The sequence below is a fragment of the Sphingopyxis sp. GW821-FHT10B01 genome (assembly GCF_059415685.1).
In genome coordinates this window covers 951,814-976,437 of the sequence record NZ_JBWKNS010000002.1, presented here as the reverse complement: position 1 = coordinate 976,437, position 24,624 = coordinate 951,814, and the positions used below count along the sequence as shown (strand labels likewise).

General features: G+C 65.1%; 22 protein-coding genes. 11 read left to right on the top strand and 11 right to left on the bottom strand.

What is annotated here, in order from left to right; translation table 11 throughout:
• Positions 1 to 124: 124 nt before the first annotated feature.
• Entirely contained in the window at positions 125 to 535 is a 411-nt protein-coding gene (locus AC07NV_RS09040; RefSeq protein ID WP_495165980.1) for an acyl-CoA thioesterase, read from the top strand.
• A 6-nt stretch (positions 536 to 541) separates the two neighbouring features.
• On the opposite strand, the gene AC07NV_RS09035 is transcribed toward AC07NV_RS09040, so the two are convergent.
• The 4 genes from AC07NV_RS09035 to AC07NV_RS09020 all read right to left on the bottom strand — a co-directional run bounded on the left by AC07NV_RS09035 (position 542) and on the right by AC07NV_RS09020 (position 4,247).
• Positions 542 to 772: a hypothetical protein gene (locus tag AC07NV_RS09035; RefSeq protein ID WP_495165979.1), complete on the bottom strand. Its 231-nt coding sequence runs from the start codon at positions 770 to 772 to the stop codon at positions 542 to 544.
• 94 nt (positions 773 to 866) lie between these two features.
• On the bottom strand, positions 867 to 2,153 hold the full coding sequence (locus AC07NV_RS09030) for a cytochrome P450 (protein WP_495165978.1): 1,287 nt from the start codon (positions 2,151 to 2,153) through the stop codon (positions 867 to 869).
• A 55-nt stretch (positions 2,154 to 2,208) separates the two neighbouring features.
• Positions 2,209 to 2,655 (bottom strand): globin family protein, encoded by a 447-nt coding sequence (locus tag AC07NV_RS09025; RefSeq protein ID WP_495165977.1) that lies wholly within the window; start codon positions 2,653 to 2,655, stop codon positions 2,209 to 2,211.
• Positions 2,652 to 4,247 carry a helicase HerA-like domain-containing protein gene (locus tag AC07NV_RS09020; protein WP_495165976.1) on the bottom strand — a complete coding sequence of 532 codons (1,596 nt, stop codon included), beginning with the start codon at positions 4,245 to 4,247 and terminating at the stop codon, positions 2,652 to 2,654. Before AC07NV_RS09020 ends, AC07NV_RS09025 begins: the two co-directional genes overlap by 4 nt.
• Positions 4,248 to 4,447: 200 nt before the next feature.
• Here AC07NV_RS09020 and AC07NV_RS09015 point away from each other — a divergent pair, with 200 nt between their 5' ends.
• Entirely contained in the window at positions 4,448 to 5,002 is a 555-nt protein-coding gene (locus AC07NV_RS09015) for a nucleotidyltransferase family protein (RefSeq protein WP_495165975.1), read from the top strand.
• 350 nt (positions 5,003 to 5,352) lie between these two features.
• Here AC07NV_RS09015 and AC07NV_RS09010 read toward each other — a convergent pair whose 3' ends face one another.
• The 4 genes from AC07NV_RS09010 to hflK all read right to left on the bottom strand — a co-directional run bounded on the left by AC07NV_RS09010 (position 5,353) and on the right by hflK (position 9,487).
• A complete protein-coding gene (locus AC07NV_RS09010) occupies positions 5,353 to 5,721 on the bottom strand; it encodes a VOC family protein (RefSeq protein ID WP_495166018.1) in 369 nt (122 codons plus the stop codon).
• 121 nt (positions 5,722 to 5,842) lie between these two features.
• Positions 5,843 to 7,336, bottom strand: coding sequence for a trypsin-like peptidase domain-containing protein (locus tag AC07NV_RS09005; protein WP_495165974.1), 1,494 nt, complete (start codon positions 7,334 to 7,336; stop codon positions 5,843 to 5,845).
• Between the two features lie 139 nt (positions 7,337 to 7,475).
• Positions 7,476 to 8,327, bottom strand: a complete 852-nt coding sequence (hflC, locus tag AC07NV_RS09000) for a protease modulator HflC (RefSeq protein ID WP_495165973.1) — start codon at positions 8,325 to 8,327, stop codon at positions 7,476 to 7,478.
• Complete coding sequence (hflK, locus tag AC07NV_RS08995) at positions 8,327 to 9,487, bottom strand: protease modulator HflK (RefSeq protein WP_495165972.1); 1,161 nt, start codon at positions 9,485 to 9,487, stop codon at positions 8,327 to 8,329. The genes hflC and hflK overlap by 1 nt, the downstream gene beginning before the upstream one ends.
• A 91-nt stretch (positions 9,488 to 9,578) precedes the next feature.
• Between hflK and AC07NV_RS08990 the strand changes: the two genes are divergently transcribed.
• The 9 genes from AC07NV_RS08990 (at position 9,579) to AC07NV_RS08950 (ending at position 18,603) form a co-directional block, all read left to right on the top strand.
• Positions 9,579 to 10,568: an Mrp/NBP35 family ATP-binding protein gene (locus tag AC07NV_RS08990; protein WP_495165971.1), complete on the top strand. Its 990-nt coding sequence runs from the start codon at positions 9,579 to 9,581 to the stop codon at positions 10,566 to 10,568.
• Complete coding sequence (locus tag AC07NV_RS08985) at positions 10,568 to 10,990, top strand: CoA-binding protein (protein ID WP_495166017.1); 423 nt, start codon at positions 10,568 to 10,570, stop codon at positions 10,988 to 10,990. The genes AC07NV_RS08990 and AC07NV_RS08985 overlap by 1 nt, the downstream gene beginning before the upstream one ends.
• Entirely contained in the window at positions 10,987 to 11,583 is a 597-nt protein-coding gene (locus AC07NV_RS08980; RefSeq protein ID WP_495165970.1) for a hypothetical protein, read from the top strand. Before AC07NV_RS08985 ends, AC07NV_RS08980 begins: the two co-directional genes overlap by 4 nt.
• A 50-nt stretch (positions 11,584 to 11,633) precedes the next feature.
• On the top strand, positions 11,634 to 12,347 hold the full coding sequence (locus tag AC07NV_RS08975) for an SIMPL domain-containing protein (protein ID WP_495165969.1): 714 nt from the start codon (positions 11,634 to 11,636) through the stop codon (positions 12,345 to 12,347).
• A 74-nt stretch (positions 12,348 to 12,421) separates the two neighbouring features.
• Positions 12,422 to 14,710: a xanthine dehydrogenase family protein molybdopterin-binding subunit gene (locus AC07NV_RS08970; RefSeq protein ID WP_495165968.1), complete on the top strand. Its 2,289-nt coding sequence runs from the start codon at positions 12,422 to 12,424 to the stop codon at positions 14,708 to 14,710.
• Positions 14,707 to 15,702 (top strand): ferrochelatase, encoded by a 996-nt coding sequence (hemH, locus tag AC07NV_RS08965; protein WP_495165967.1) that lies wholly within the window; start codon positions 14,707 to 14,709, stop codon positions 15,700 to 15,702. Before AC07NV_RS08970 ends, hemH begins: the two co-directional genes overlap by 4 nt.
• 95 nt (positions 15,703 to 15,797) lie before the next feature.
• On the top strand, positions 15,798 to 17,348 hold the full coding sequence (locus AC07NV_RS08960) for a DUF1963 domain-containing protein (RefSeq protein WP_495165966.1): 1,551 nt from the start codon (positions 15,798 to 15,800) through the stop codon (positions 17,346 to 17,348).
• Between the two features lie 119 nt (positions 17,349 to 17,467).
• Positions 17,468 to 18,190: an acetoacetyl-CoA reductase gene (gene phbB / locus AC07NV_RS08955; protein ID WP_495165965.1), complete on the top strand. Its 723-nt coding sequence runs from the start codon at positions 17,468 to 17,470 to the stop codon at positions 18,188 to 18,190.
• A gap of 176 nt (positions 18,191 to 18,366) precedes the next feature.
• The gene (locus tag AC07NV_RS08950; RefSeq protein WP_495165964.1) at positions 18,367 to 18,603 is read left to right on the top strand and encodes a ribbon-helix-helix domain-containing protein; all 237 of its coding nucleotides are present in this window, start codon (positions 18,367 to 18,369) and stop codon (positions 18,601 to 18,603) included.
• Here the strand turns inward: AC07NV_RS08950 and AC07NV_RS08945 are convergent.
• From AC07NV_RS08945 to AC07NV_RS08935, 3 genes are read right to left on the bottom strand one after another with little or no spacing between them, the layout of a single operon-like run.
• Positions 18,600 to 18,998 carry a hypothetical protein gene (locus AC07NV_RS08945; RefSeq protein WP_495165963.1) on the bottom strand — a complete coding sequence of 133 codons (399 nt, stop codon included), beginning with the start codon at positions 18,996 to 18,998 and terminating at the stop codon, positions 18,600 to 18,602. The genes AC07NV_RS08950 and AC07NV_RS08945 overlap by 4 nt on opposite strands.
• Before the next feature lie 5 nt (positions 18,999 to 19,003).
• On the bottom strand, positions 19,004 to 19,867 hold the full coding sequence (locus tag AC07NV_RS08940; RefSeq protein WP_495165962.1) for an ATP-grasp domain-containing protein: 864 nt from the start codon (positions 19,865 to 19,867) through the stop codon (positions 19,004 to 19,006).
• The gene (locus AC07NV_RS08935; RefSeq protein ID WP_495165961.1) at positions 19,867 to 24,570 is read right to left on the bottom strand and encodes an NAD-glutamate dehydrogenase; all 4,704 of its coding nucleotides are present in this window, start codon (positions 24,568 to 24,570) and stop codon (positions 19,867 to 19,869) included. The genes AC07NV_RS08940 and AC07NV_RS08935 overlap by 1 nt, the downstream gene beginning before the upstream one ends.
• Positions 24,571 to 24,624: the final 54 nt, after the last annotated feature.

The following is a 24,624-nucleotide window of genomic DNA, read 5'->3' as shown; positions in this document are numbered from 1 at the left end:
CTCCCGGCCTCCCACAGGCTACTATCGTTGGGGAGGCCGGGAGGGGGAGCGGGCCGGTGCCGCATCTCTTCGACGATGAAAATTCATCTTCCCGTCACATATAGTTGACACTAGTGTAAACGATATGACCGCCGCTTCCCTTCCGCACGACCATGCCATCGCCGTTGGCTCAGACCAGATCGATTTCATGGGGCATGTGAACAACGCCCACTATCTCAGCTGGGTGCAGGAGGCCGTTCTCGCGCACTGGCGCCATATCGCGCCGCCCGACGCGGTCGCGGCGCATCTGTGGGTCGCGCTGAAGCACGAGATCACCTATCGCCGCCCCGCCTTCCTCGACGATCAGGTCATCGCGACCGTCATCCTCGAAAAGGTCCAGGGCGCGCGCGCCTTCTACGAAACGATCATCAAGCGCGGCGAGGACGTCCTTGCCGAGGTCAAGTCGAGCTGGTGCTGCATCGACGCCGAAACGCTGCGCCCCGCGCGGCTGGCGAGCGAAGTCGTCGCAAAATTCTTTCCGGCCGAGAAGGCCTAGCGAATTTTACGGGCTTACCGGATCGTCGTCGCCATCGACCGCCAGCCAGACGCCGCCAGCGATGATCGCGAGCGCCAACAGGATCGGTAACCAGTTCGCTCCTTCGAGTTCATTCTGGCCATCGACAACCGATGCGGCGCGGGCGCCGTCCAGCGCAGGCGCAGCCGAAACGGCCACCGGCGAAACGACCATCGATATCGCGGCGAATGAGACCGCAGCCTTTTTCCAGAGAATCATCGCAAACTCCTTTTACAGCCGGCGTAGAACGCGGCTGAGAGGAATTTTGTTCCATCACTGCAGGATGCAGTGATGCGCGCGCTCGGGAATCGGCTCAGCTCGCCTCGAAGCGGATCGGCAGGCGCTTCAATCCGCCGACGAAGACCGATTCGACGCGTGCCGGTTCGCCCGCAAGCTCGATAGTTTTCAACCGCGGCAGCAATTCCTCCATCAGGATGCGCATCTCCATGCGCGCGAGATGCTGGCCGAGGCAGACATGCGCGCCGAAGCCGAAGGCGATCTGCTGATTCTTCTCGCGGTCGGGGTCAAAGGCGAAGGGATCGCCGAACACCGCCTCGTCGCGGTTGCCCGAGACATAGTTGAGCATCAGCCAGTCGCCCGCGCGGATCGTCTGCCCGCCGATTTCGACGTCTTCCTTTGCGCTGCGCATGAAATGCTGGACCGGCGTCGTCCAGCGAATCGCTTCTTCGATCAGCCCCGCCTTGTCGCTGCCCGCATCGCGGAAGCGTTCGAACAGTGCCGGATTCTTCGCCAGCTCCATCATCGCGCCCGCAGTCGACGCGCTGGTGGTGTCATGCCCCGCGGTCGCGACGATCATATAATAGCCCGACATTTCGCGGTCGGGGATCTGCTCGCCGTTGATCGTCGCATTGGCGATCACCGTCGCAATGTCCTCGCGCGGGTTGGCGCGGCGGTCGGCGGTGAGCGCGCCGAAATATTGGGTGAAATCGGCGATGACATAATCGAGCATCGCGATCGCCTGTTCGGCGCTGGTGATCGCCTCGCGGCTGCGGTTGAGTTCGGGGTCGGTCGGGCCGAACAGCTGCTGCGTCAGCATCAGCATGCGCGGCTCGTCTTCGGGCGGCACCCCCAATATATCCATGATCACGCGCAGCGGATAATGCGCCGCGACATCGCGCGCGAAATCGCATGTCCCGCCCTGATCGAGCATATGATCGACCGTCTCGCGCGCGATCTGCCGGATTCGCTCTTCGACGATCTTCAAATTCTTGGGCATGAACCAGCTCTGCGTCAGCAGCCGGTATTTCATATGGTCGGGCGCATCCATCTGGACCAGCGACCGGATCAGATGGCCGTCATTGTTCGGGGTCGCGGCGCGCGCCAGCGCCTCGCCGTCGCGGTTGGTCAGCACCGTCGGGCGGATGCCGTTCGCGAATCGCTGCGGATCGCGGCTGATCGCCATGATGTCGGCGTGGCGCGTCACCAGCCAGAAGGGGTCGTGATCGTGATTCTCGGCGACCGCCAGCGGCGCGTTGGCACGCGCCCACGCAAGCTGCGCGTGCAGCGGATCCCATTGGCCGTATGCGACAGGGTCGACGACGGCGGCGGCTACCTCTCCAGGCAATATCGGTTTTGTCATTGGCCACGAAGCTGCCGCAACTCGCACCGCGAGTCGAGTGGCAAAAGGCAACCGATCAGGTCGCGGTCGCCGGATCGGGCAAAGCTGCCTGCCATTCGGCACGGGCGCGGCGGATCATCGCTTTCAGTTCGTCGGCGCGGCGCTGCCACGCCGCGGCACAGTCGTCGCTCCAAGTCGTCCCGGCCGCGGTGCCCAGTTCAACGACCGTCATGTCGATAAAGGCGTCATATTCGGCGATCGGCAGCGGGCCATAGGTCCGATGGGTGTGGACGAGTTCGGCGACCAGCGGCCAGACCCAGCTTTCGCCCTTCGCCAGCCCGAACATCATCTGCAGCGTCTCGTCGGTCATCCGCCGCGACGAGGCATCGACGACGAGGAAGGCAGCGCGACGGTCGGGATAGGCCGCAAAGAAACGCTCGAACAGCGCGTGGCGGATGTCGATGCCGGCGTCGGCGACGGCGAGCAGGCTCGCCTCCATCGCCGCGGCATCGGCTTCGCTCATTTGAACAGGCTGCCCAATATACCGCGCATCAACTGGCCGCCGAACTTGCCCGCGACCTGCCGGCCGAGGCTTGTCGCCGCCGACCGCGCCGCCGACTGGACCAGTTTTTCGGTCATCGACGGCTTGGCCGCCTCGCGCGCCGCCGCTGTTTCCAGCCGCAGCCGCTCCTTCTCTTCGGCGACCTTACGCTTGGCCTCTTCCTTTGCGGCGACCGCGGCCTGCTTGTCGGCCTCGACCTGCGCCTTGGCTTCGACGGCGGCGGCCTGCGCCTGCTCGGCCTTGGCGGCGAGCAACTCTTCGGCGCTTTCGCGGTTTACGGCGGTGTCATATTTGCCCTCGACCGGCGAGATCGACTTGATGATGGCGCGCTCCTTGGCGTCGATCGGGCCCGCACGCGAGCAGGGTGGCTTGATCAAAGTGCGTTCGACCGGCGACGGGGCGCCATCGGCCATCAGCAACGACACCAGCGCCTCGCCGACCTTGAGCTCGGTAATCTCGCGCGCGACATCGACCTTCGGATTCGGGCGGAAGGTGTCGGCGGCGGCCTTCACCGCTTTCTGGTCGCGCGGGGTAAAAGCACGCAAGGCATGCTGGACGCGGTTGCCGAGCTGGCCCGCGACATCTTCGGGAATGTCGATCGGATTCTGCGTCACGAAATAGACGCCGACGCCTTTCGAGCGGATCAGGCGCACGACCTGTTCGATCTTTTCGGCGAGCGCGGGCGGCGCGTCGTCGAACAGCAAATGCGCCTCGTCGAAGAAGAAGACGAGCTTCGGCTTGTCGGGGTCGCCGACCTCGGGAAGCGTCTCGAACATCTCGCTGAGCAACCAGAGCAGGAAGGTCGCGTAGAGTTTGGGGCTCGCCATCAGCTTGTCGGCGGCGAGGATATTTACATAGCCGCGCCCATTCTCGTCGCAGCGGATCATGTCCTGAATGTCGAGCGCGGGTTCTCCGAAGAAATTCGCGCCGCCCTGGCTTTCGAGCGTCAGCAACTGGCGCTGGATCGTGCCGACCGTGGCTTTCGATACATTGCCATATTTGATCGTGAGCTCATCGGCGTTCGAGGCGCACCAGGCGAGCATCGCCTGCAGGTCGCCGAGGTCGAGCAAGAGCAGATTCTGCTCGTCGGCGACGCGAAAGGCGATCGCGAGCACGCCTTCCTGCACTTCGTTGAGCCCCATCAGCCGCGCGAGCAACAGCGGCCCCATTTCGGAAATGGTGGTGCGAACGGGATGCCCCTGTTCGCCGAACAGGTCCCAGAAGATCACCGGATTGTCGCGATACGCCCATTCGCTGTCGCCGATCTCGGCCGCGCGCGCGGCGAAAATCTCGTGCATCTTCGAGGTCGGGCTGCCCGCCATCGCCATGCCGGCAAGGTCACCCTTCACATCGGCGACGAAGACCGGGACGCCGACCGCCGAAAACCCCTCGGCGAGACCCTGCAAGGTCACCGTCTTGCCGGTGCCGGTCGCACCCGCGATCAGCCCGTGGCGGTTCGCGCGTTTGAGCACGAGCGATTGCCGCGGGCCATCGGCTGCTCCGCCGCCGCCCAGGCCGATATAGATTTCGCTTGCCGTGCTGACGTCGCTCACTCGCAATCCTCCACTTGGTAATCAGGCCTTGAGGTTAGAGCGGCGGGTGATCGCAGGCAATCGGCAAACCGGTACACAGGACGAAATCCGAAAGCGGGAGAAAACCAGCGAACTTCACACGAAATGCGCCTACCCGGTTTGAAGCGTTCACCAAGCTGTGGCCATATCCAGCCGCAGCTAGTCGCGCTATCTTCTGGCGGATGAGCGCAGCCGACGCCGAGATCATTTCCATCCTGCGCGCCGACCGACGCCGCTGGCATCTCCTTGGGGTGGTTGCCACGCTCGATCTGCCCGATGGCTGGATCGGAGCGGGCTTCATCAGAAACGCGGTTTGGGATCATCTGCACGGGCGTCCGCCATCGCCGCCACAGGGCGATGTCGATGTGATCTGGTTTGATTCCGATCAAACCGACCCAGCATTGGACCGGCTGCATGAAGCCCGCTTGGCGGAAAGCGAGCCATCGGTCATGTGGTCGGTCAAAAATCAGGCACGAATGCACAGCCGCAATGTCGATCCGCCTTATGTGTCAACGGTCGATGCGATGCGCCATTGGCCCGAGACAGCGACCGCCGTTGCGGCCCGGCGCCATGGTGACGAGCTTTGCGAAGTCGCGGCACCCCTGGGCCTCGGTGATCTTTTCGGCTTGGTGTTGCGTCCGACGACCAATTTCGTCGAAATGAAGCGCAGCATTTATGACGAGCGATTGCGATCGAAAAAATGGGTCGGACGCTGGCCTTTGTTGCGGGAGGCGTAGGCGCGCAGCCGGTGGTTGCGGACATTATACCCTCTCTGCGGCGCAGCCGTGGGTAGGGGGAGTGCTGAGGTCGCTCTGCCCCCGGGACCTGACCAGATTGCCGGGAAATCCAGCCCTGCACTCTGCGAGGCGGTAGTGGAGGCTGTGACCTCACGCCACAGGCCCTTCCTTCAGCGCTTTGCGCTATCCCCCCTCGCTTCGGGACAGGGAGGATATCCCCAACGTCGTCACCCCGGACTTGATCTGGAGTCCATGGCTTCAGCGCCGCCGTGGATCCCGGGTCGAGCCCGCGGTGACGAAGAAGGAGAGGCAGGGTCTGCATTCAAAGCTCACAGCCCCAACAACCCTATTCACCCCATGATGAAGGCGTTGAGCTTGTTGCCGTCGGGGTCGCGGAAATAGCCTGCATAAAAACTCTCGCTACGCGGCCCGGGAGGGCCTTCGCACGTGCCGCCATGCGCGAGCGCGATGTCATAGAGGCGGTGAACCTGTTCCTTGTCTTTCGCCTGCAGCGCGACCATCACGCCGTTGCCGACGCTGGCGACATTGCCGTCGAACGGCCGGGTGAGGCCGATGCCCGCACCGCCGTCCGGCTTGCCCCACGCGATGAAGCCATCGAATTCCATCATGCGCGGTGTGTCCAGTTCGGCGGCAATCGCGTCGTAGAATTCCGCCGCTTTCGCCAAATCCGTCGTTCCGAGCGTCACATAGCCAATCATCATCTTTCTCCCGACTCGTTATTATGGGAACATAGTATGAACATGAGGCGCCGGGCGCAAACAAAAAGGGCGCCGGACCCGAAGGTCGCGGCGCCCCTTTTGTCGAGCATAAAGCCGAAGCCTATTTCACGCGTATCGCGACAAAACCCGACGGACCACCGCGGCGCAGGATTTCGAGCAACACCGCGTCGCGGCCCGCTTTCTTCGCATCGGCGACGGCCTTTGCGAGCGCCTCGCTAGTCGCGACCGGGGTCCGGTTCACGCTGACGATTACGTCGCCGCGGCGCAGACCCTTGCGGCCTGCGTCGCTGTTTGCCGAAGCGGCGCCGACGACAAGCCCCTTGGTTCCGGCGTCAACGCCGACCGCGCGCGCGATGTCGGGCGTCACCACCTGCACCGACAGGCCGAGTTCTTCCTGGATCGCCTTGTCGGCAGCACCCGTCGGATCCTCGGGGACCGCCTGTTCTTCCTCGGGATCGAAATTCGTGCCGGCCAGCTGATCTTCGGGCGGACGGGTACCAACGAGCGCCTGAATCGTCATCGGCTTGCCATCGCGAATGATCTCGAGCGGAATGCGCGTGCCGGGCTTGGTGTTCGAAACAATGTACGACAAAGTCTGCTGCGGCGTGACTTCTTTGCCATTCACCTTGGTCACCACGTCGCCGCGCTTCAGCCCGGCCTTTTCGCCGGCCTGTGCGGGTTCGATACGCTGGATGAACTCGCCGCGATCCTTGGGCAGGCCGAGCGCTGCGGCCAGATCTTCGTCGACCGGCGCAATGCCGATGCCGAGATAGCCGCGCTCGATCTTCGCGCCCGAACGCAGCGAATTGATCACCGGAATCGCCGCATCGGCAGGGATAGCGAAGTTGACGCCGATGTTCGCGCCGACGGGCGAGATCAGCATGTTGTTGATGCCGACGACATTGCCTTGCAAGTCGAACAGCGGACCACCCGAGTTGCCACGGTTGATCGCGGTATCGGTCTGAATATAGCGGTCATAGGCGCCGCCAGAGCCGATATTGCGCTGAACCGCCGAGATAATGCCTGCCGTCACCGTCGAACCGAGGCCGAGGGGGTTGCCGATCGCGATCACCCAGTCGCCAACACGCGCCCTGCTGCTGTCGGCGAATTTGACGAACGGCAAGCCGGTCGCGTCGATCTTGAGCAAAGCGAGGTCGGACGCGACGTCGCGGCCGACGATCGTCGCCTTATATTCCTTCTGGTTGGTCAGCGTCACGGTGACCTGATTGACAGCCTCGCCGCGTGGACCACCCGAAATGACGTGGTTGTTGGTGACGATGTAACCGTCGGCCGAGATCAGGAAGCCCGAGCCGCCGCCCTGCTGTTCCTGCGTGATCGGTTCACGCGTCCCGGCAAAGGGGTTCAGCCGGACGCCGAGCGTGACTTCCTGCTTGGTCGAGATGTTGACGACCGCAGGCTGGAGCTGCTCGACGAGATCGGCGAAGCTTTCGGGTGCGCCCGAACGCGGCACGACCTTGGCGATTTCGCTCTTTTCATTCTGCGCGACCTGCGCGCCGACGGGGGACTGGGTGACCAGCGCCAGCGCAGTGCCACTCGCCAGCAAGGCCGAAGTGATGCCATAAACATAACGCACGATCGAAATTCCTTCTTCTCTTACGAAAAACTCTCGGACCCCGGCCGCGGCTGTCTGCGGCGCGGTGGCTGAACGCCATTTGAACATGAACGGCGCTTGCACATTCTATTCATCGGGCGGTTCAGCACATGTCCTGTCGTCAACCGCCGCTGAACCGCTTCAGATATTCATTGTCGGGCGACATGATGATCGAGGTTCCACCCTGGTTGTTTTCACCGAGGAAGGTCTGCCGATAGCTCTGCATCGCGCGATAGAAATCATAGAAGTCGGGATCCTTGCCGAAGCTCGCGGCATAGATGCGCGCGGCTTCGCCATCGGCGCTACCACGAATGATCTGCGCTTCCTTCTGCCCTTCGGCGCGGATCGAGATCGCTTCCTGCTGGCGCGCGGTGCGCATGCGGTTGTACGCCGCCTCGAGCGTCGCACCTTCGGGCAAATCGGCACGCTTGATCCGCACGTCGATGATCTCGGCGCCATATTTCTGCGCTTCGCGGTTCAGCGCGATCTGGATATTGTCCATCACCGCGCCGCGTTCGGGCGACAGCAAGGTCGCAAAGGTCCGCTTGCCAAGCTCGTTACGCAGCGACGAGCCGAGGATCGTCGCAAGCTGCGCCTGCAATTTATCCTCGGTGCGGATCGCGGTGTACATGCGCACCGGATTGGTGATGCGGAACCGCGCAAAGGCGTCGACCTGCAGCCGTTGCTGGTCGGTCGAGAGCACCTGCTGGCGCTCCATGTTCACGCCGAGGATCCGCTTGTCGATATATTGGATGCCGTCGGTGAACGGCACGCGCAGAACGAGACCCGCGCCCGAGCGGCCGAAATCCTCGCCTTCCTTGTAGCGGTTCACCGTCCGCTCGATTTCGCCGAAGCGCAGGATCAGTGCCTGCTTGTCTTCGGGCACGATCGCGAGCGATTGCGACAGGATGACCAGCACGGCGACGGCGCCGACAAGCAGGCGCACCGGATTTTGAAGGAGCGAACCCAACATCATTCGGCTCCCTTCGTCGCTTCGGCAGGTGCGGCCTTGGCGCGCTTCTGCACTTCGTTGAGCGGCAGATAGGGGGTTACCCCGCGCGCTTCGACAATCGTCTTGTCGACGTTCGACAACACATTCTCCATCGTTTCATAATAAAGGCGCTTGCGGGTCACTTCGGGGGCCAGCTGATATTGCGCGTAAATCTGGTCGAACGCCGATGTGTCGCCGCGCGCGCGTTCCAGTACCTGCTGCTGATAGGCGCGGGCGAGGTTGATCGCCGATTCGCGTTCCTGCCGCGCCGCGGTGACTTCCTTGAACGCTTCATCGACCTGGCTCGGCGGATCGACCTGACGGATCGCGATGCCCTGGATCATCACACCGGCGCGATACTGATTGAGCAATTCCTGCATCCGCTGCTGGACCTGCGCTTCGATCTCGACGCGGCCGGGGCCGATCGCCTGCACGAGGTCGAAGTTCGCGACCGTCGCGCGCATTGCGCTTTCGGCGACTTCGCGGATCGTGCCTTCGGGATCGGCGAGCTGGAAAAAGAACAGCTCGGGATCGCGCACCGACCAACGGACTTCATACGCGAGGTCGACGATGCTCTGGTCGCGCGTCAGCACGAAATTCTCGTCGGTCGCATTGGGCGAGCCGATCGCCATCGTCCGGATCGCGCGGACGTCTTCGAGCCGGATGCGCTCGACGGGGGCCGGCCAGGTCAGCTTTACGCCGGGACCGACGGTCCGCGAATAGCTGCCGAGGCGGGTGATCACGCCTTCCTTTTCGGGCGGCACGATGTGGAAGGACGAGAAAAGAACCCAGATGACCACAATGGCGAGGATGGCCCATTTCCAGAGCTTTGCCGAATCGCCGAAATTGAACTGGCTGCCACCGCCAGAGCCGCCGCCACCGAAACCGCCGCGCCCTTTGCGCAGCAGTTCATCGAGCGCCGAGGGGCCGCGCGGTTTCTGCGCGCGCCGCTGGTCGGCCGGATCGGGGGTCACCCACGGGTTGCGCGGGCCGGGCTTCTTGCCGTCGCCCTTCCCGTCGTCATCGCCCTTGCCCGGGCCGCTGCCCCATGGGCTGTTCGCCATCTGGCTGATCTGATGGAAAAATTGCCGCAATCCTCTCGGGCTGCGGCGATCCATGCTGCCGTCAAATTTATCGTTCATATGGCTTTTATAGGGTCAGCGGGCGCGATTAACAGGGGGTGCGCGCGAAAATGGCTGGCAAACGGGCGGATCATGCCTATCTGCCGCGGACATGACCGAACAAAGCGCCGATATCGCCCGCCTGACCGCTGCCGCCGCCGAACTGAGCGGAGGGCGGTCGTCAGGGCTGCGCCTGCTCGACGATTCGGGCCTGCTCGCCGTCGTACTCGATGTGTCGGGGCTCGCGGTCGAGGAGCGCAAGCCGCTGGAAGACAGGTTGCGCGCCGGCCTGCTCGCAGAGGCGGGCGTGCGCGAGGTGCGCATCGCGATGACCGCCGAGAAGAAATCGCTGACGATCATCGCGGTGGGCAGCGGCAAGGGCGGGGTCGGCAAATCGACGCTCGCAGCGAACCTCGCGGTCGCGCTCCGCCGGCAGGGGGTGAAGGTCGGATTGGTCGACGCCGATATCTATGGCCCCTCACAGCCCCGGCTGATGGACAGCGAAAATGTGAAGCCCGAATCGCGCGGATCGAAGCTGGTGCCGGTACCCAACGCCTATGGTGTGCCGATGCTGTCGACCGGCCAGATCGCGGCGCCGGGACAGGCGATCGCCTGGCGCGGCCCGATGGCGGGCAAGGCGCTCGAACAACTCGTCGACGCCAGCTGGGGCGATATCGACACCCTCGTCGTCGACCTGCCCCCCGGCACCGGCGACGTCCAGCTGACGATGATTCAGCGGCACAAACCCGCGGGCGCGGTGATCGTATCGACCCCGCAGGACCTGGCGTTGATGGACGCGACCCGCGCGATCAGCCTGTTCGAACAGGCCGATGTCCCGATCATCGGGCTGGTCGAGAATATGGCGGGCTATGCGTGCCCGCATTGCGGCGAGGTCAGCGATCCGTTCGGCAGCGGCGGCGCAGAAGCGGCGGCGAAGACGATGGGTCTCGACTTCCTCGGCCGTGTGCCGCTGTCGATGGGCATTCGCCTCGCAAGCGACGGCGGCGTGCCGCCGGCGGCCGGAACCGACCCGGCGGGCGAACCGTTTCATGCGATAGCGGCGAAGGTCGCGGACTGGCTGAACACACGAAAGGGGCGATGATGGCGATCAACGACGAAGGCGAAATTCGCGAACTGCTCGGGCAAAAGCGTCGTATCGCGGTTGTGGGCGCTTCGCCTAACCCCGCCCGCGCCTCGAACGGCGTCCTCGCTTTCCTCGTGCGCCAGGGCCATGACGTGATAGCGGTCAATCCGGGCCATGCCGGCAAGACGATCCACGGCGCGCCCGTCGTCGCCACGCTCGCCGATGTCGAACCGCCCGCCGAACTCGTCGATATCTTCCGCAACAGCGACGACGCCGGCACCGCGGTCGACGAAGCGATCGTCCATGGCGCGAAAGCGGTATGGATGCAGCTGGGTGTCATCAACGAGGCCGCGGCGAAGCGCGCCGACGCCGCGGGCCTGTCCGTGGTCATGGATCGCTGCCCCAAGATCGAAATCCCCCGCCTCGGCCTGCTGCGGTGAAAGCCGCACTCGCGCTATTCGCCGCGACCGCGCTCGCAGGCTGTGCAACCACGTCACACGGCAAAAATCCGCAGGACGCCTTTTTCGACGCGCTCTCGGCGCGATGCGGCAAGGCTTATGCCGGGCGCCTTGCGAGCGATCAGGACGCCGACGCCGATATGCGCGGCAAGGCGATGGTAATGCACATCCGCCATTGCACATCGGACCGCATCGAGATTCCCTTTCACATCGACGGGCCCGGCCCCGATGGCGGCTGGGACCGGTCGCGGACGTGGGTCATCAGCCGGACGGCAACGGGTCTCCGCCTCAAGCATGATCATCGCCACGCCGACGGCACGTCGGACGACGTCACGCTTTACGGCGGCGACACGGCGGGCAACGGCAGCGCAACACGGCAGACATTTCCGGTCGATGCCGAATCGATCGCGATGTTCGAACGCACGGGCCGCAGCGTTTCCAGTACCAACATCTGGTCGGTCGAAACCACCAACGCCGGCTTCACCTATGGCCTGAACCGCGAAGGACGGCATTTCCGCGTTGCGTTCGATTATGCCAAACCGGTGACACCCCCGCCCGCGCCGTGGGGCTGGTAGGGAACCGTTCCACCCGTCATACGCTGGACAGCGATGACGGGAGAAAGTTCATGCGCATCCAGATCCTTATGCTGCTTCCCCTGCTCGCGCTCGGCGCGTGCAGCGACAAGGCGCCCGACCCGCGCGGTGTCGGGCATGACGAAACCTTGCTGTCGGTATCGGCGACCGGCCGGTCCGAGACAAAACCCGACGAAGCACGCTTCACCGCCGGGGTGAGCACGATTGCGGCATCGGCCGAGGTCGCGACGCAGAAAAACAACGAAACGATGACCAAAGTGACCGAGGCGCTCAAAGCCTTTGGCGTCGCGGGCAAGGATCTCCAGACGCGCCAGTTGACCGTCAACCGGATCGACTGGGGCGCGAACAAGGGCAAATTCGAAGCGGTCAACCAGGTCGAGGTGCGTATGCGTGCGGTCGACAAGGCGGGTCAGGCCGTCGCGGCGACGACGCAGGCCGGCGCCAATGTGCTGTCGGGGCCGACGCTGCGCGTCTCCGATCAAGAGGCGGCGACCCAATCGGCCTATGCCGCCGCCTATCGCGCCGCCCGCGCGCGCGCCGATGCCTATGCCGGTGCTGCCGGCCTCAAGATCGACCGCGTGCTGACGATCCGCGACGGCGGCGATAGTGCGCCGCCGATGCCCTACGCCGCCGACGCCGCCAATTACGCGGTCGCCGAGCAGTCCGCCGCGGCGCCGCCTTTCAACCCTGGGGTCAGCGAATCGCAGGTTTCGGTGCGCGTCGATTTCGCACTTTCGGAGAAATAGGCGCGCCTGCGCCAGGGCAACGATGATCCAAAAGCCTTTGCCTCGCCGACTCGCGCCGACTATCAGCAGCGGGCATGGCCGGCATTCGCGACATAGTGGGGGAAAACAAATCGCGCGCACCGCTCGTCAGCCGCCGTTCGCTGCTCGTCGGCGCGACCGCGGCGGGCGGACTTGCCATCGCATGGAGCCTGTGGCCGCGCGATTATCAGCCCAATCTGACCGCCGCCCCCGACGAGCATGTCTTTAACGCCTTTCTGAAGATCGGCGACGATGGGCATATCAGCGCGATCGTCCCGCAATGCGAGATGGGTCAGGGCGTCACAACGCTGTTGCCGCAAATCATGGCCGACGAGCTCGGCGCCGACTGGCGGACGATCGCGGTCGAAACCGCGCCGATCAACCCGCTCTATACCAACATATTGCTCGTCGACGAGGATAGCGCGGTCTTTACCCCGCGGGCGGGGGTTCCCGATTTCGTGTCCGATGTGCGCAGCTGGGCGCGGCGCGAATGGGCGGTGCGCCACGCCGTGATGCTGACCGCGAACAGTTCGTCGGTGCGGATGTTCGAAGCCCCGTGCCGCGATGCGGCGGCGCAAGTGCGCGTGCTGCTGATGATGGCAGCAGCAAAGCGCTGGGACGCCGACTGGGAACAATGCGACACGCAGGACGGCTTTGTCACCTTCGGCAAGAAAAAGCTGCGCTTTGGCGAAGTCGCAGCTGCGGCAGCACTGCTCGAACCACCCGCCGAACCCGTTTATCGTGCCAGCAGTTCGGACCCGCTATATGGCAAGGAACTGACGCGCCTCGACCTGCCGGCCAAGATCGACGGGTCGGCCAATTATGCCGGCGATATCCGTCTGCCCGACATGGTGTTCGCAGCGATCCGCCAGGGACCGCTCGGCGCCACGCGGCTGAAGAATATCGACCGCAAGAAAGGCTTGGCCTCACCCGGCCTGCTGCACGTCGTCACGCACGAACGCTGGGTGGCGACGGTCGCGCGCAACTGGTGGGCCGCGAACCGCGCGCTCGACCGCTTCGCGCCTGTCTTCGAGACCGAAGGCACGCCGATTTCGACCGACCGGATCGACAAGGCGTTGAAGGCGGCGCTCAAGGACGACGCTTATCGCATCGTCAGCGAAGGCGACGTCGACGAAGCGATGGAAGCGCGGACAAAAATTTCCGCCGAATATGCCGTCGCCCCCGCGCTGCACGCCCCGATCGAAACGCGCACCGCGACCGCCGCGCCCGACCGCGGAAAATTGAGTATATGGGTCGCGACGCAGGCACCCGCGCAATGCCGCGACGCGATCGCGCGTGCAACCGGGCTGACACCCGCCAGCGTCACCCTGTTCCCCATGATGGCGGGGGGATCGTTCGATGCCTGCCTCGATCATAGCGTTGCAGTGCAGGCGGCGATCATCGCGCTGCAAGTCAACCGCCCGGTCCAGCTCGCATGGTCGCGCGCCGAAGAAATCATGCGCGTGCCGCCGCGCGCGCCGGCGCGGGCGAAGCTGACCGCGACGCTCAACGCGGCGGGCGGAATCGATGCGCTGGTGACGCGCATCGCGGTGCCCCCGACCAACCATGAGGTCCGCGACCGGCTGTTCGACAACACGCCGGCCGACGTCGCGCAGCGCGCCGCCGCAGGCAGCGCGGATGCCGCAGCGGTCGAAGGGGCGGCAAGCAGCTATGCGATCCGCCATATGGCGGTCGACCATTGCCCCGCCGACATCGGCCTGCCGACCGGGCGCTGGCGCGGCAATGCCGACAGCTATACCGCCTTTTTCACCGAATGTTTTGTCGACGAAATGGCGGCGCGCGCCGGATCGGATGCCCTGTCCTATCGCATGGCGATGCTGGGTAACGCCCCGCTGCTCGCGCGCTGCCTGCTCACCGCGACCAGCCTCGGCGGCTGGGAGGGCGGCTTGTCGGGGACCGCGCAGGGGCTCGCCTGCCATTCGATGCGCGGCAGCCATATCGCGCTGATGGCAACCGCACGGCAAAGCGAGCGCGGGCTGCAGGTCGAGCAATTGGTCGCGGTGGTCGACGCCGGGCGGCTGGTGAACCCCGCCATTGCGCGGCAGCAGATCGAGGGCGGGCTGATCTTCGGCCTTGCCGCGGCGGTTGGCGCGACGACCGACTATGAAGGCGGCGTCGCGACCGCGCGCAAACTTGGCCAGCTTGGTCTGCCCGGCCTGTCGCAGACCCCGCAAATCCTGGTCGAATTTGTCGAGAGCGACCGGGAGCCCGGCGGCCTTGGCGAGATTGGCGTGCCCGTCGTCGCCCCCGCAATCGCCAATGCGATGTTCGCCGCGACCGGCCGCCGCATCCGCCGGATTCCGCTGTCGGCGCACCCGCTGTGACCCTGCCCCCTGACCATCCCGCGACCGTCGAGCCCCGCATCGGCGTGCTGCTGGTGAACCTTGGCACGCCCGATGCGCCCGATGCGCCGTCGGTGCGGCGCTATCTGGCGGAGTTTCTGTCCGACCGCCGCGTCGTCGAAATTCCGCAAATCCTGTGGCAGCCGATCCTGCGCGGCATCATCCTGACCACACGGCCGAAGAAATCGACGCACGCCTATGCGCAGGTGTGGACCGATGACGGATCGCCGCTCGCCGCGATTACGCGCACGCAAGCCAATGCCCTGGGGGCAGCGTTCGGAGAAACGGTACAGGTCGCCTATGCGATGCGGTACGGCGAACCCGCGATCGGCGCGGCGATCGATGCGTTGAAATCATTGGGATGCGAGCGGATTTTGATCGCGCCGCTTTATCCGCAATATTGTGCGGCGACGACGGCGACGGTGGTCGATGCCGTCGGCACGCATCTCAAGACGCTGCGCTGGCAACCAACGCTTCGTTTCCTGCCGCCCTATCACGACGATGCCGCCTATCTCGATGCGCTCAAGACGTCGGTCGAGACGGGACTCGCGGCCCTCGACTTCACGCCCGATGTCCTTCTGGCAAGTTTTCACGGCATGCCCGAGCGCACGCTGCAGCTCGGCGATCCCTATCATTGCCAGTGCCAGAAAACGGCGCGCCTGCTGGCGGATGCGCTCGGCCGCCCGGTCGAGGTGGCTTTCCAGTCGCGCTTCGGCCGCGCCAAATGGCTCGAACCCGCGACCGATACCCGCCTCGAACAGCTGGGCCGCGAAGGCCGCAGTGTCGCCATTTTCGCCCCCGGCTTTTCGGCCGACTGCCTCGAAACGCTCGAAGAGCTGGCGATTCGGGGCAAGCAGCAATTCGAAACCGCGGGCGGGCGGCATTTCGCCTACCTCCCCTGCCTCAACGCCGATGCGCCCGGCATGACGATGCTGCAGGCGCTCGTCCGCCGCGAACTGGCCGGATGGCTCTGAATCGCGGCCGCTTACCAACTGTTTAGGTCCATGCGCTAAATTGGTCCGACGCGGCGCCGAAACGGCCCGGCCCGGCACGAATTTGGAGGTACGTCATGAACGAGCTCGAATCGGCAGGGTTGGCGCTGGCCGGGGCCACGCTGGCCTTTCTGGCGGTCGTCTTCGCCATCTGGTGGCTTCGCCGTCCGCGCACCGCCCCCGCCGCGCCGCGCCCACCGCGAGCACCGGGTGAGAGCCGTCTGCCGAAACTGTCGCGTCGAGCGGAGCCAAAGCTGGAAGAGGTCGAAATCTCCCCGTCGCGGCTCGCGCGGATCAGCCGCAAAGCGCCGTTCGAAATGCCGGCCGAGGCGGAATATGTACCCGAACCCCAACCCGCCGCGGCTGTCGAACCGGCCGAGATTGCGTTGGAAGCGATGATTTCCGAGGTCGAGGAAGAAGCGCACCGGATCGAGACGGCGCACGCCGAAGAGGTGTCGCTGCGCCTTGTTCCCCAAATTCCGCCGCGCGACGCGATATCGACGAACAGCTGGCTTGGCGGCCGTCCGCGGCTGCCCGCGGGCATGGAATGGCCGAAGATCGACGGGCAGCCTGCGGACTTCCTCGCGCAGATCAGCTGCGCCGACCTGCCCCGCGACCTGTGGGGCGGGTTGGGACCGCGTGACGGCACGCTCGCTTTCTTCATCCACCGCCGCAACTATGACATGCGCGTCCTTCATCTGCGCGACGGCGGCGCGCCCGTTGCCGCCCCCTTCACGCTCAACGACCCCGAGGGCTGGTTCGGCCCGCACGGCGGCCTCGGCTTTGGCGATCTCGCGTCCTTTGCCGCGCGCGCCTTTCCCGAATGGCCCGTCGACCTCGTTGCGGTTCGCCCCGGCGAACCCGATCCGCGAAACGACAACGATCCGAACGAGCCGGGCAGCGCACTCTACAGTCGCGGCTATGACATCGCTGACCCCGCCTTCCACCCGTTCGACTGGGGCAGCATGACCGCGATGGTCGCGCTGCTAGAGATGCGGCTCGACCGGTTGATGCCAGAGACCATGCCCCCGACCGTTACCGACGAGGAAGACGTTGCCGAACTGAAACGGTGCGCCGCGATCAATGTCGAAGCGCGCGAGCGTGCCGAGGAAATTATCGCGATCGTCCATGACAGCGCCGCCCGTGCGGCCTTCTCGCCCAGCGACGCAACCGCGGTGATGGCGGCGCTGCACGCGATTCGCTGGGCCAAGCCGGTCCCGACAGTCGATCCTGAAACCGGCGCCACGCAGATCGAGACGATCGTCCTGCCGCTGACGACACACCGCGCCGACGCGAATTTGTGGGTGCATGACTATCAGACGATCTTGTTCGATCGCGCGAAACACGCCTGGTGCGCCAGTCCCGACCATCTTTCGGCCCCGGCGCGCGCCTTTTACGAACCCTATTGGCAGGATCTTGCAGAGCGCGAGATGGCGGCAATGGGGCATGAACCCTTTCGCCACATCCATGATTATGACGAAGAGCGCGACGCGGTGCTGATCGAGTTGCCGACCAGCGGGTTGATGAGCCGGGTGTTCGGCGACTGCGACAATCTGGTGGTCACCATCGGCAAGGCCGACCTTGCCATCGGCGACTTTTCAAAGCTGCGCGTCCAGGTGAGCAACTAGCTGGCACCGGCCCCCCGCCTACCCCCTGAATAGCTTTGCGATTGACGTTCCGGTAAACTTGCAGCGCTCGCTCGCGCGGCCTAGTCATGTTGCCATAACTCTGTGGGAGAGCAGTATATATGGCACGTATCGCAATCGTCACCGGCGGCAGCCGCGGCATCGGAGAGGCGATCAGCCTCAAGCTGCAGGAACAGGGCGTCACCGTCGTCGCCAACTATGGCGGCAATGACGAAAAGGCGCGCGCTTTCACCGATCGCACCGGCATTGCGGCGATGAAGTGGGACGTCGGCGACCATCAGGCGTGCCTCGACAGTTGCGCGCGAATCGCCGAAGAATTCGGACCCGTCGACATCGTCGTCAACAATGCCGGGATCACCCGCGACGGCACCCTCGCCCGCATGAGCTATGGCGACTGGGACGACGTGATGCGCGTCAACCTCGGCGGCTGTTTCAACATGGCCAAAGCGACATTTGGCGGCATGGTCGAACGCGGCTGGGGCCGCATCGTCAATATCGGGTCGATCAACGGGCAGGCGGGCCAATATGGCCAGGTCAATTATGCCGCCGCGAAATCGGGCATCCACGGCTTTACCAAGGCGCTGGCGCAGGAAGGCGCCAAGAAGGGCGTGACGGTCAACGCGATCGCGCCGGGCTATATCGACACCGACATGGTCGCCGCGGTGCCGCCGCAGGTGCTCGAAAAAATCGTCGCGAAGATCCCGGTCGGGCGCCTGGGCCAGGCCGACGAAATCGCGCGCGGGGTTGCATTCCTGTGCAGCGAGGACGCAGGCTTCGTCACCGGATCGACGATGTCGATCAATGGCGGGCAGCATATGTATTGACGATGGCAGGCGCGTAACCGAGGCGTTCGCGTAGCGGACGACAAGGTTAGGCGCCGGTGTCGCGCAGCGGCAGCCATCGGCACGGCCAGCGGGGCGGACGACCTCAAGTCGGCCGAACCCGTCTGACGTCACGGCGGCGGCTTTGCCGTCGCGCGCCAAGCCGCTACATATCGGCGATGACGTTCCCCCTCCATCCCCCGGTCAAACGATCGGTCACCATCGCGGGTCACCCGACCTCGATCAGCCTCGAACCGATGTTCTGGGACGCGCTGGAGGCCGAAGCCGCGCGGCAGGCGCTCCCTGTCAACGCGCTCGTCGCGCGGATCGACGTCGAGCGGATGGAAGCCGACGACCCACCGAACCTGACGTCGGCGATCCGGCAGTGGTTGTGGCGGGGTCGGGACGCTAGTTAGCTAGGCTTGGAAGGCTCCAACTCTTCGATCTCTTCACTGAACCGCCCCCGCTCGGCCATCAAATCGCAGACCCGCTTCGCAATCGGCTCGATGCGCGCCGGCCAGCCCGTCGAAATCAGTTGATCGTCGGTCATGTCGCGCGGCGTGTCGGTGCATGCCTCATCCAGTGCATGACTGACTTCGATCAACATCGTCTCTTCCGCTTTGGTCAATGTCGAGAGTGCCGGAAATTCGCCATCGTCGCGGTGCGGTATCCAGTCGTAGAAATTCTCGAAATAGTTTTTGAATCCGGCTTCGCGTACTCCCGCCTCACCATCTGCCAAGGTTTCGACGGCTTCGATGATCCGGTTGCGTATGCGCTGATCCAGCAACCGCTCGGAAACGCGCTCTGTCATCTCGACTACCCCACCAAAGCTCGTGCCACCGCAGTACCGAACGCCGCGCCCTTGTCGGGCGCATGATGCAGGAACAGCGATGGCTCGATCAGTTCGAGTTCCATGATGTGGAGCTTGCCCACCGCGTCGCCGACCATATCGACACGCGCGTAGACCGGAGGGGCGGGAGCGGCCGCCAGCGCCGCCGCAGCGAGGGTCTGCGCCGCATCATTTGCATCCCACGCCGTCTCTCGCCCGCCAAACTGCTCCTGCACGCGGAAATCGCCGGAGGCAGGGCGCTTGACGATTGCGTGGCTGAACTTGCCGCCGAAGAAAAAGAGCGAATATTCGCCCTCGGTCAATATGCCGGCCATCAGCGGCTGGACGAGGCGGCGCTCGCCCAACGCATCGGCGGGGACAGGCGTGCCGGGTGCGACGCGGTGCGTGCCATCGGCGCCGCCCGAGATCGCGGGCTTGATGACAAGTTCGTCGGCCCCGAGCGCAGCGCGCGCCTCGGCGAGGCGCGCGCCATCAAGCGAGGCGACCTCGACCGTCGGCACCACCGCAACGCCCTTTGCGCCGAGTTCGGCCAAATAGGCCTTGTCGCTGTTCCAGCGTAGCACGGGTACCGGATTGACCACCGGCAATGCCTCAGCCTCCAGCCGGTCGAGAAGTGCATACCAGCCCGCAACATCGCGCTGATAGCCCCAGACGAAGAGCGGCAGGACCAGATCATAGCCCGACAGATCGCCGGGATCGGTCCATTCCCGTTGCTCGACGATCAGCCCGGCAGCGGTCAGCGCCGCCGCCTTGCGGGCAAAGGCGGGCTGCCACTTTTCGTAATAGTCAGGCGCCGGGACGAGGATCGCGACGCGGGGCTGGAACGGCATTACCGTCCCAGCAATCCGCGCGCCTGCCCTGCGATATGCGAGAGCATCGCGCCGTTCGGGTTCGGGATCGTCCGCGCCCGCTCGACCGTCGCGCGGAACTGCTCGACCCGCGCCGCGTGATCGGCGAGCCATTTGGTCACCGCCGTGTCGAGGTCGCCCTTCGGCAGCCCGGCCAGGAAGCTCAGGCGCATCTGCTGGAAATCGCGCGCGAGGCTGTTGACCAGCAGGCGTTCCCACGGATCGGCGGGGCTCATATGCGCCGCCAGCGTCTGTGCCCAGTCGAGCCCGAGCGCTTCGCCCAGATGGGTGAAGGCATGGGTCACCGCAATCTCGTCGTCGCCGCGCCGTTCGGCGAGGTCGACGATGCCGATCGCGCCGTCGGTCTTGAACAGCCGGACAACCGCGGCGGTCAGCGGCTCGGGCGCACCGGCGTCGAGCAATTGCTGGGTCAGGCTGTCCCACTGGCGCTTGACCGACGGGCTGAGCAGCGCGTCGACCCCTGTCATCAGGCGGTCGACCCCAGGTTCGAGCCGTGCGACGACCGGGCCCGGCTGCGACAGCGTCTGGGTGACGCGCAGCAGATCGGCCATCTGCGACGTCATCGCGGAGGCAGCCTGCGCGAAGAGCGAGAGGCGGACGGCTTCGTCGATCTTCGCTGCATCGAGCGCATCCCAGATCGCGGGCATTTCGAGCAAGCGTTCGACCGCGACAAACGCCGCGGCGATATCGCCGAGCGCGCAGCCTTCCTCTTCGACCAGCTCGAACGGATGGACGATGCCCATGCGGTTGATGATGCGGTTCGCGATCTTCGTCGCGATGATTTCGCGGCGTAGCTGGTGATCGGCGATCGCACCGGCAAAATCACGCTGCATCTCGGCCGGGAAGGCCGCCGCAAGGTCGCTACCGAGCGCCGGATCGTCGGGCAGGTCGCTATTCTCGATCGCCTCCTGCAACGCAAGCTTCGCGGTCGACAACAGCACCGCAAGTTCGGGGCGCATCAGCCCGCGCCCTTCGGCGGCGCGGCGAAGCAGTTCGTCGTTCGCCGCCAGCCCCTCGACCTTGCGGTCGAGCCGGCCCGAGGCCTCGAACGTTTCCATCAGCCGAACGAGCGACGGCACCGCCGCCGATCCGCCCTTTTCGGCGATCGACAGCGCAAGCGCCTGCAGCCGGTTATCTTCGAGCACCAGCGCGGAGACATCGTCGGTCATGCGCACGAGCAGCGCGTCGCGCGCCTCCTGCGCGAGGCGGCCTTCGGCCATCTCGCGGTTGAGCGCGATCTTGATATTGACCTCGTTATCCGAGCAATCGACGCCTGCGCTGTTGTCGATGAAGTCGGTGTTGATCCGCCCGCCCTTCGCCGAGAAGGCGATGCGCGCAGCCTGCGTGGTGCCAAGGTTCGCGCCCTCGCCCACCGCGCGGACGCGCAGATCCTCGGCATCGACGCGCAGCGCGTCGTTGGCGGGATCGCCGACCTCGGCGTTATTCTGGCTCGCGGCCTTCACATAAGTGCCGATGCCGCCGAACCACAGCAGGTCGACCGGCGCCTTGAGGATCGCCGAGATCAGCGAGCCGGGATCGATTTCCGACACCGAAAGGCCAAGCAGCGTCTGCACTTCGGGGCTGAGCGTTATGCTCTTCTGGCTGCGCGGGAAGATGCCGCCGCCCTTCGAAATCAGTTTGGCATTATAATCGGCCCAGCTCGATCGCGGCAGATTGAACATCCGCTCGCGCTCGATCCAGCTTTTCGCCGGATCGGGATTGGGGTCGAGGAAGATATGGCGATGATCGAACGCGGCGGTCAGCTGAAGCGCTTTCGACAGCAACATGCCGTTGCCAAACACGTCGCCCGACATATCGCCGCAGCCGACGACGCGGATCGTGTCGGTCTGCACATCGACGCCCATTTCGGCGAAATGGCGCTGGACCGAAAGCCATGCGCCGCGCGCGGTGATGCCCATCGCCTTGTGATCATAGCCCTTCGAGCCGCCGCTTGCGAAGGCGTCGCCGAGCCAGAAATCGCGTTCCATCGCGAGCGCGTTGGCGACGTCGGAGAAGGTCGCGGTGCCCTTGTCGGCGGCGACGACGAAATAGGGATCGTCACCGTCGTGGATCACGACGCCCTTTGGATGCACGACCTTGCCCGCCACCAGATTGTCGGTGATCGACAGCAAAGAGCGGATGAAGATGCGATAGCATTCGGTGCCTTCGGCAAACCACGCATCGCGGTCGAGCGACACGTCGGGCAGCGCCTTGGGATAGAAGCCGCCCTTCGCGCCAGTCGGCACGATGACGGCGTTCTTGACGCGCTGCGCCTTCATCAGCCCGAGGATTTCGGTGCGGAAGTCGTCGCGGCGGTCGGACCAGCGAAGGCCGCCGCGCGCGACGGGGCCGGCGCGCAGGTGGATACCCTCGACCCGCGGCGAATAGACCCAAACCTCGCGCCACGGCAGCGGCTTGGGCAGGCCGGGGACGAGGCTCGAATCGATCTTGAACGCCAGCGCCTCTTCGGCGGCGGGTGCAAAGGCATTGGTGCGCAGCGTTGCGCCGATCACCGCGTGGAACAGGCGCAGGATGCGATCTTCGTCGATCGACTTGATGTCGGCAAAGCCCGCGAGGATGTCGGCTTCGAGCGCCTCGGCACGCTTCGCATCGCGTGCCTTTGGATCGTGGAGCGCCGAGAAGCGTTCGATCAGCGCGGCGGTCAGCGCAGGCGCATGGCGCAGCGCGCTGACGACCGTGTCCATGCCATAGGCCGATCCGCCCTGACGCAGATAGCGGAACCAGGCGCGCAGCCAGACGATCGCACGCGGATCGGTCTGGTTGGTAAGCACCAGTTCGTTGAACGCGTCATTTTCGGCCTTGCCATCGAGCACGGCAGCGATCGCGCCTTCGAGAACTTCCGCATAGGGGAGCAAAGCTAGCTCATCGACGTTGGCCGGCAGCCGCAGCGTGAAGTCGTGGATCACGATCGCCGGCTCGTCATCGCCTTCGGTTCCCGGCGCGCGGCTCTGGCCAAGCGCGGTCGGAATTTCCTCGAGCACCTCGAAACCGAAATGTTCGAGCGCGGGGACAACGTCCGAGAGCGCGAGCGGACCCGCCGCGCTATAGACCTTGAGCCGCAGCCGGTCGTCGCCGTCGAGGCTCTTGCGTGCCAGCCGGACGCTGCGCGGGTTTTCGGCATCGAGGTCGCGCAGGCGAAGGATGTCGCGCGCGGCTTCCTCGGGATTATAGAGATTGCGGTAGTTGGGCGGGAAGGTCGGCGCGAAGCGCGCCGCAAGAGCGGCCGCGCGCCCCGGGTCGCCCCGCTTGGCGAGTGCCGCCTCGACCTCGGGCTGCCAGCCGCGCACCATCTGTTCGAGCTGCGCGTTGAGCGCCTCGGTGTCGGGCACGACACCGCCGCTGCGCAGATCGAGCGTGAAGCGGAGCAACGCCGCGCCGCCATCCTCGAGCACCATCGTCCAGCCGATGACACCCGCCTTCGCTTCGCGCACGAGCAGCGCTTCGACCGCGATCCGGCGGCCGGTCGACACTTCGTCGCGCGGCAGCCAGACAAACACGAACAGATGACGGCCGAGCGCGCTCTGCACCGTTACCAGCTTCGGCCGCGGCCGGTCGGTGATCGACATCGAGGTGAGCACCAGCTCTTCGAGCGACGCCGCATCGAACGCGATCAACAGATCGTGCGGCAGCGCAGTAAGTGCGTGGGCAAGCGCCTTGCCCGCATGGCCAGTCGGATCGAAGCCGAACTTTGCCATCAGCGCCTCGAGCTGCGCGCGCAGCACCGGCACCTTCGCCGGCGGCGCCGACAGCGCCGCGCTGGTCCACAGACCGGCGTGGATCGACAGGCGCTCAACCGTCTTGCCCTTCACTTCGGGAACGATAACGAGGTCGAGCAATACGCGGCGGTGGACCGCCGACAACCGGTTCGACTTGATCAGGAGCGGGGCCTGGCCACCCTTGTCGAACCAGGCGAAAGCGGCTTCGAGCGCCGCGGGCGACAGGAGCTGGCTTTCACCGCTCTCGCTGACGCCCAGCGAATCCTGCACCTTGCCATCGCGCGTACGCCATTCATGGCCGAGCTGGGTCATCGCCCCGCCCTCGAACCAGCGCAGCAATTCTGCAGCTTCACCCTCGACGCGCATCGCAGCATCGGCGAGCATTGCGGCGCGCATCGCCCGCCAGTCGCGTACCGCGGCACGCACATCGCGCAGTGCCGCCTCAAGTCCATCGAGCAAGCGCCGACGCGCCCGCGCATCGCCGCGCTCAAGCTCCATATAGATGACCGATTCGCGGTCCGGACCTTCACCCGCTTCCAGCAAATGTCCCTTGGCATCGCGCTTCACCGGGACGACGGGGTGGAGGATGCGGTGGACCGCCAGTCCTTGCGCCGCGACGGCCTGCGATGTCGAATCGACAAGGAAGGGCATGTCGTCGTTGATGATGACGAGGCGCATCCGGCGGTCGGTGCCATCAGCAGCCATCGGTTCCAGCAGCAGCGACGGCGTTTCGGCGGCGCGATCGAGCGACGCGCGCGCCGCAAACTCGCCCGCGTCGGCAAGCGCCGTCTTGTCCATGTCGTCGCCCTCACCAGGCAGCGCGCTGCCCCGCAAAGCCGCCAGATAGGCAGTGGCTATTTTCTGGGGAATTTTGGCGGTGGAGGGGGTCGTGTCCGTTTCCGGCGTGTCGGACAAATTTTGAGACATAAAATGCAGCATCCCGAACAAAATGAGGGGATCCCAGCCGACGATCGGCGGGGG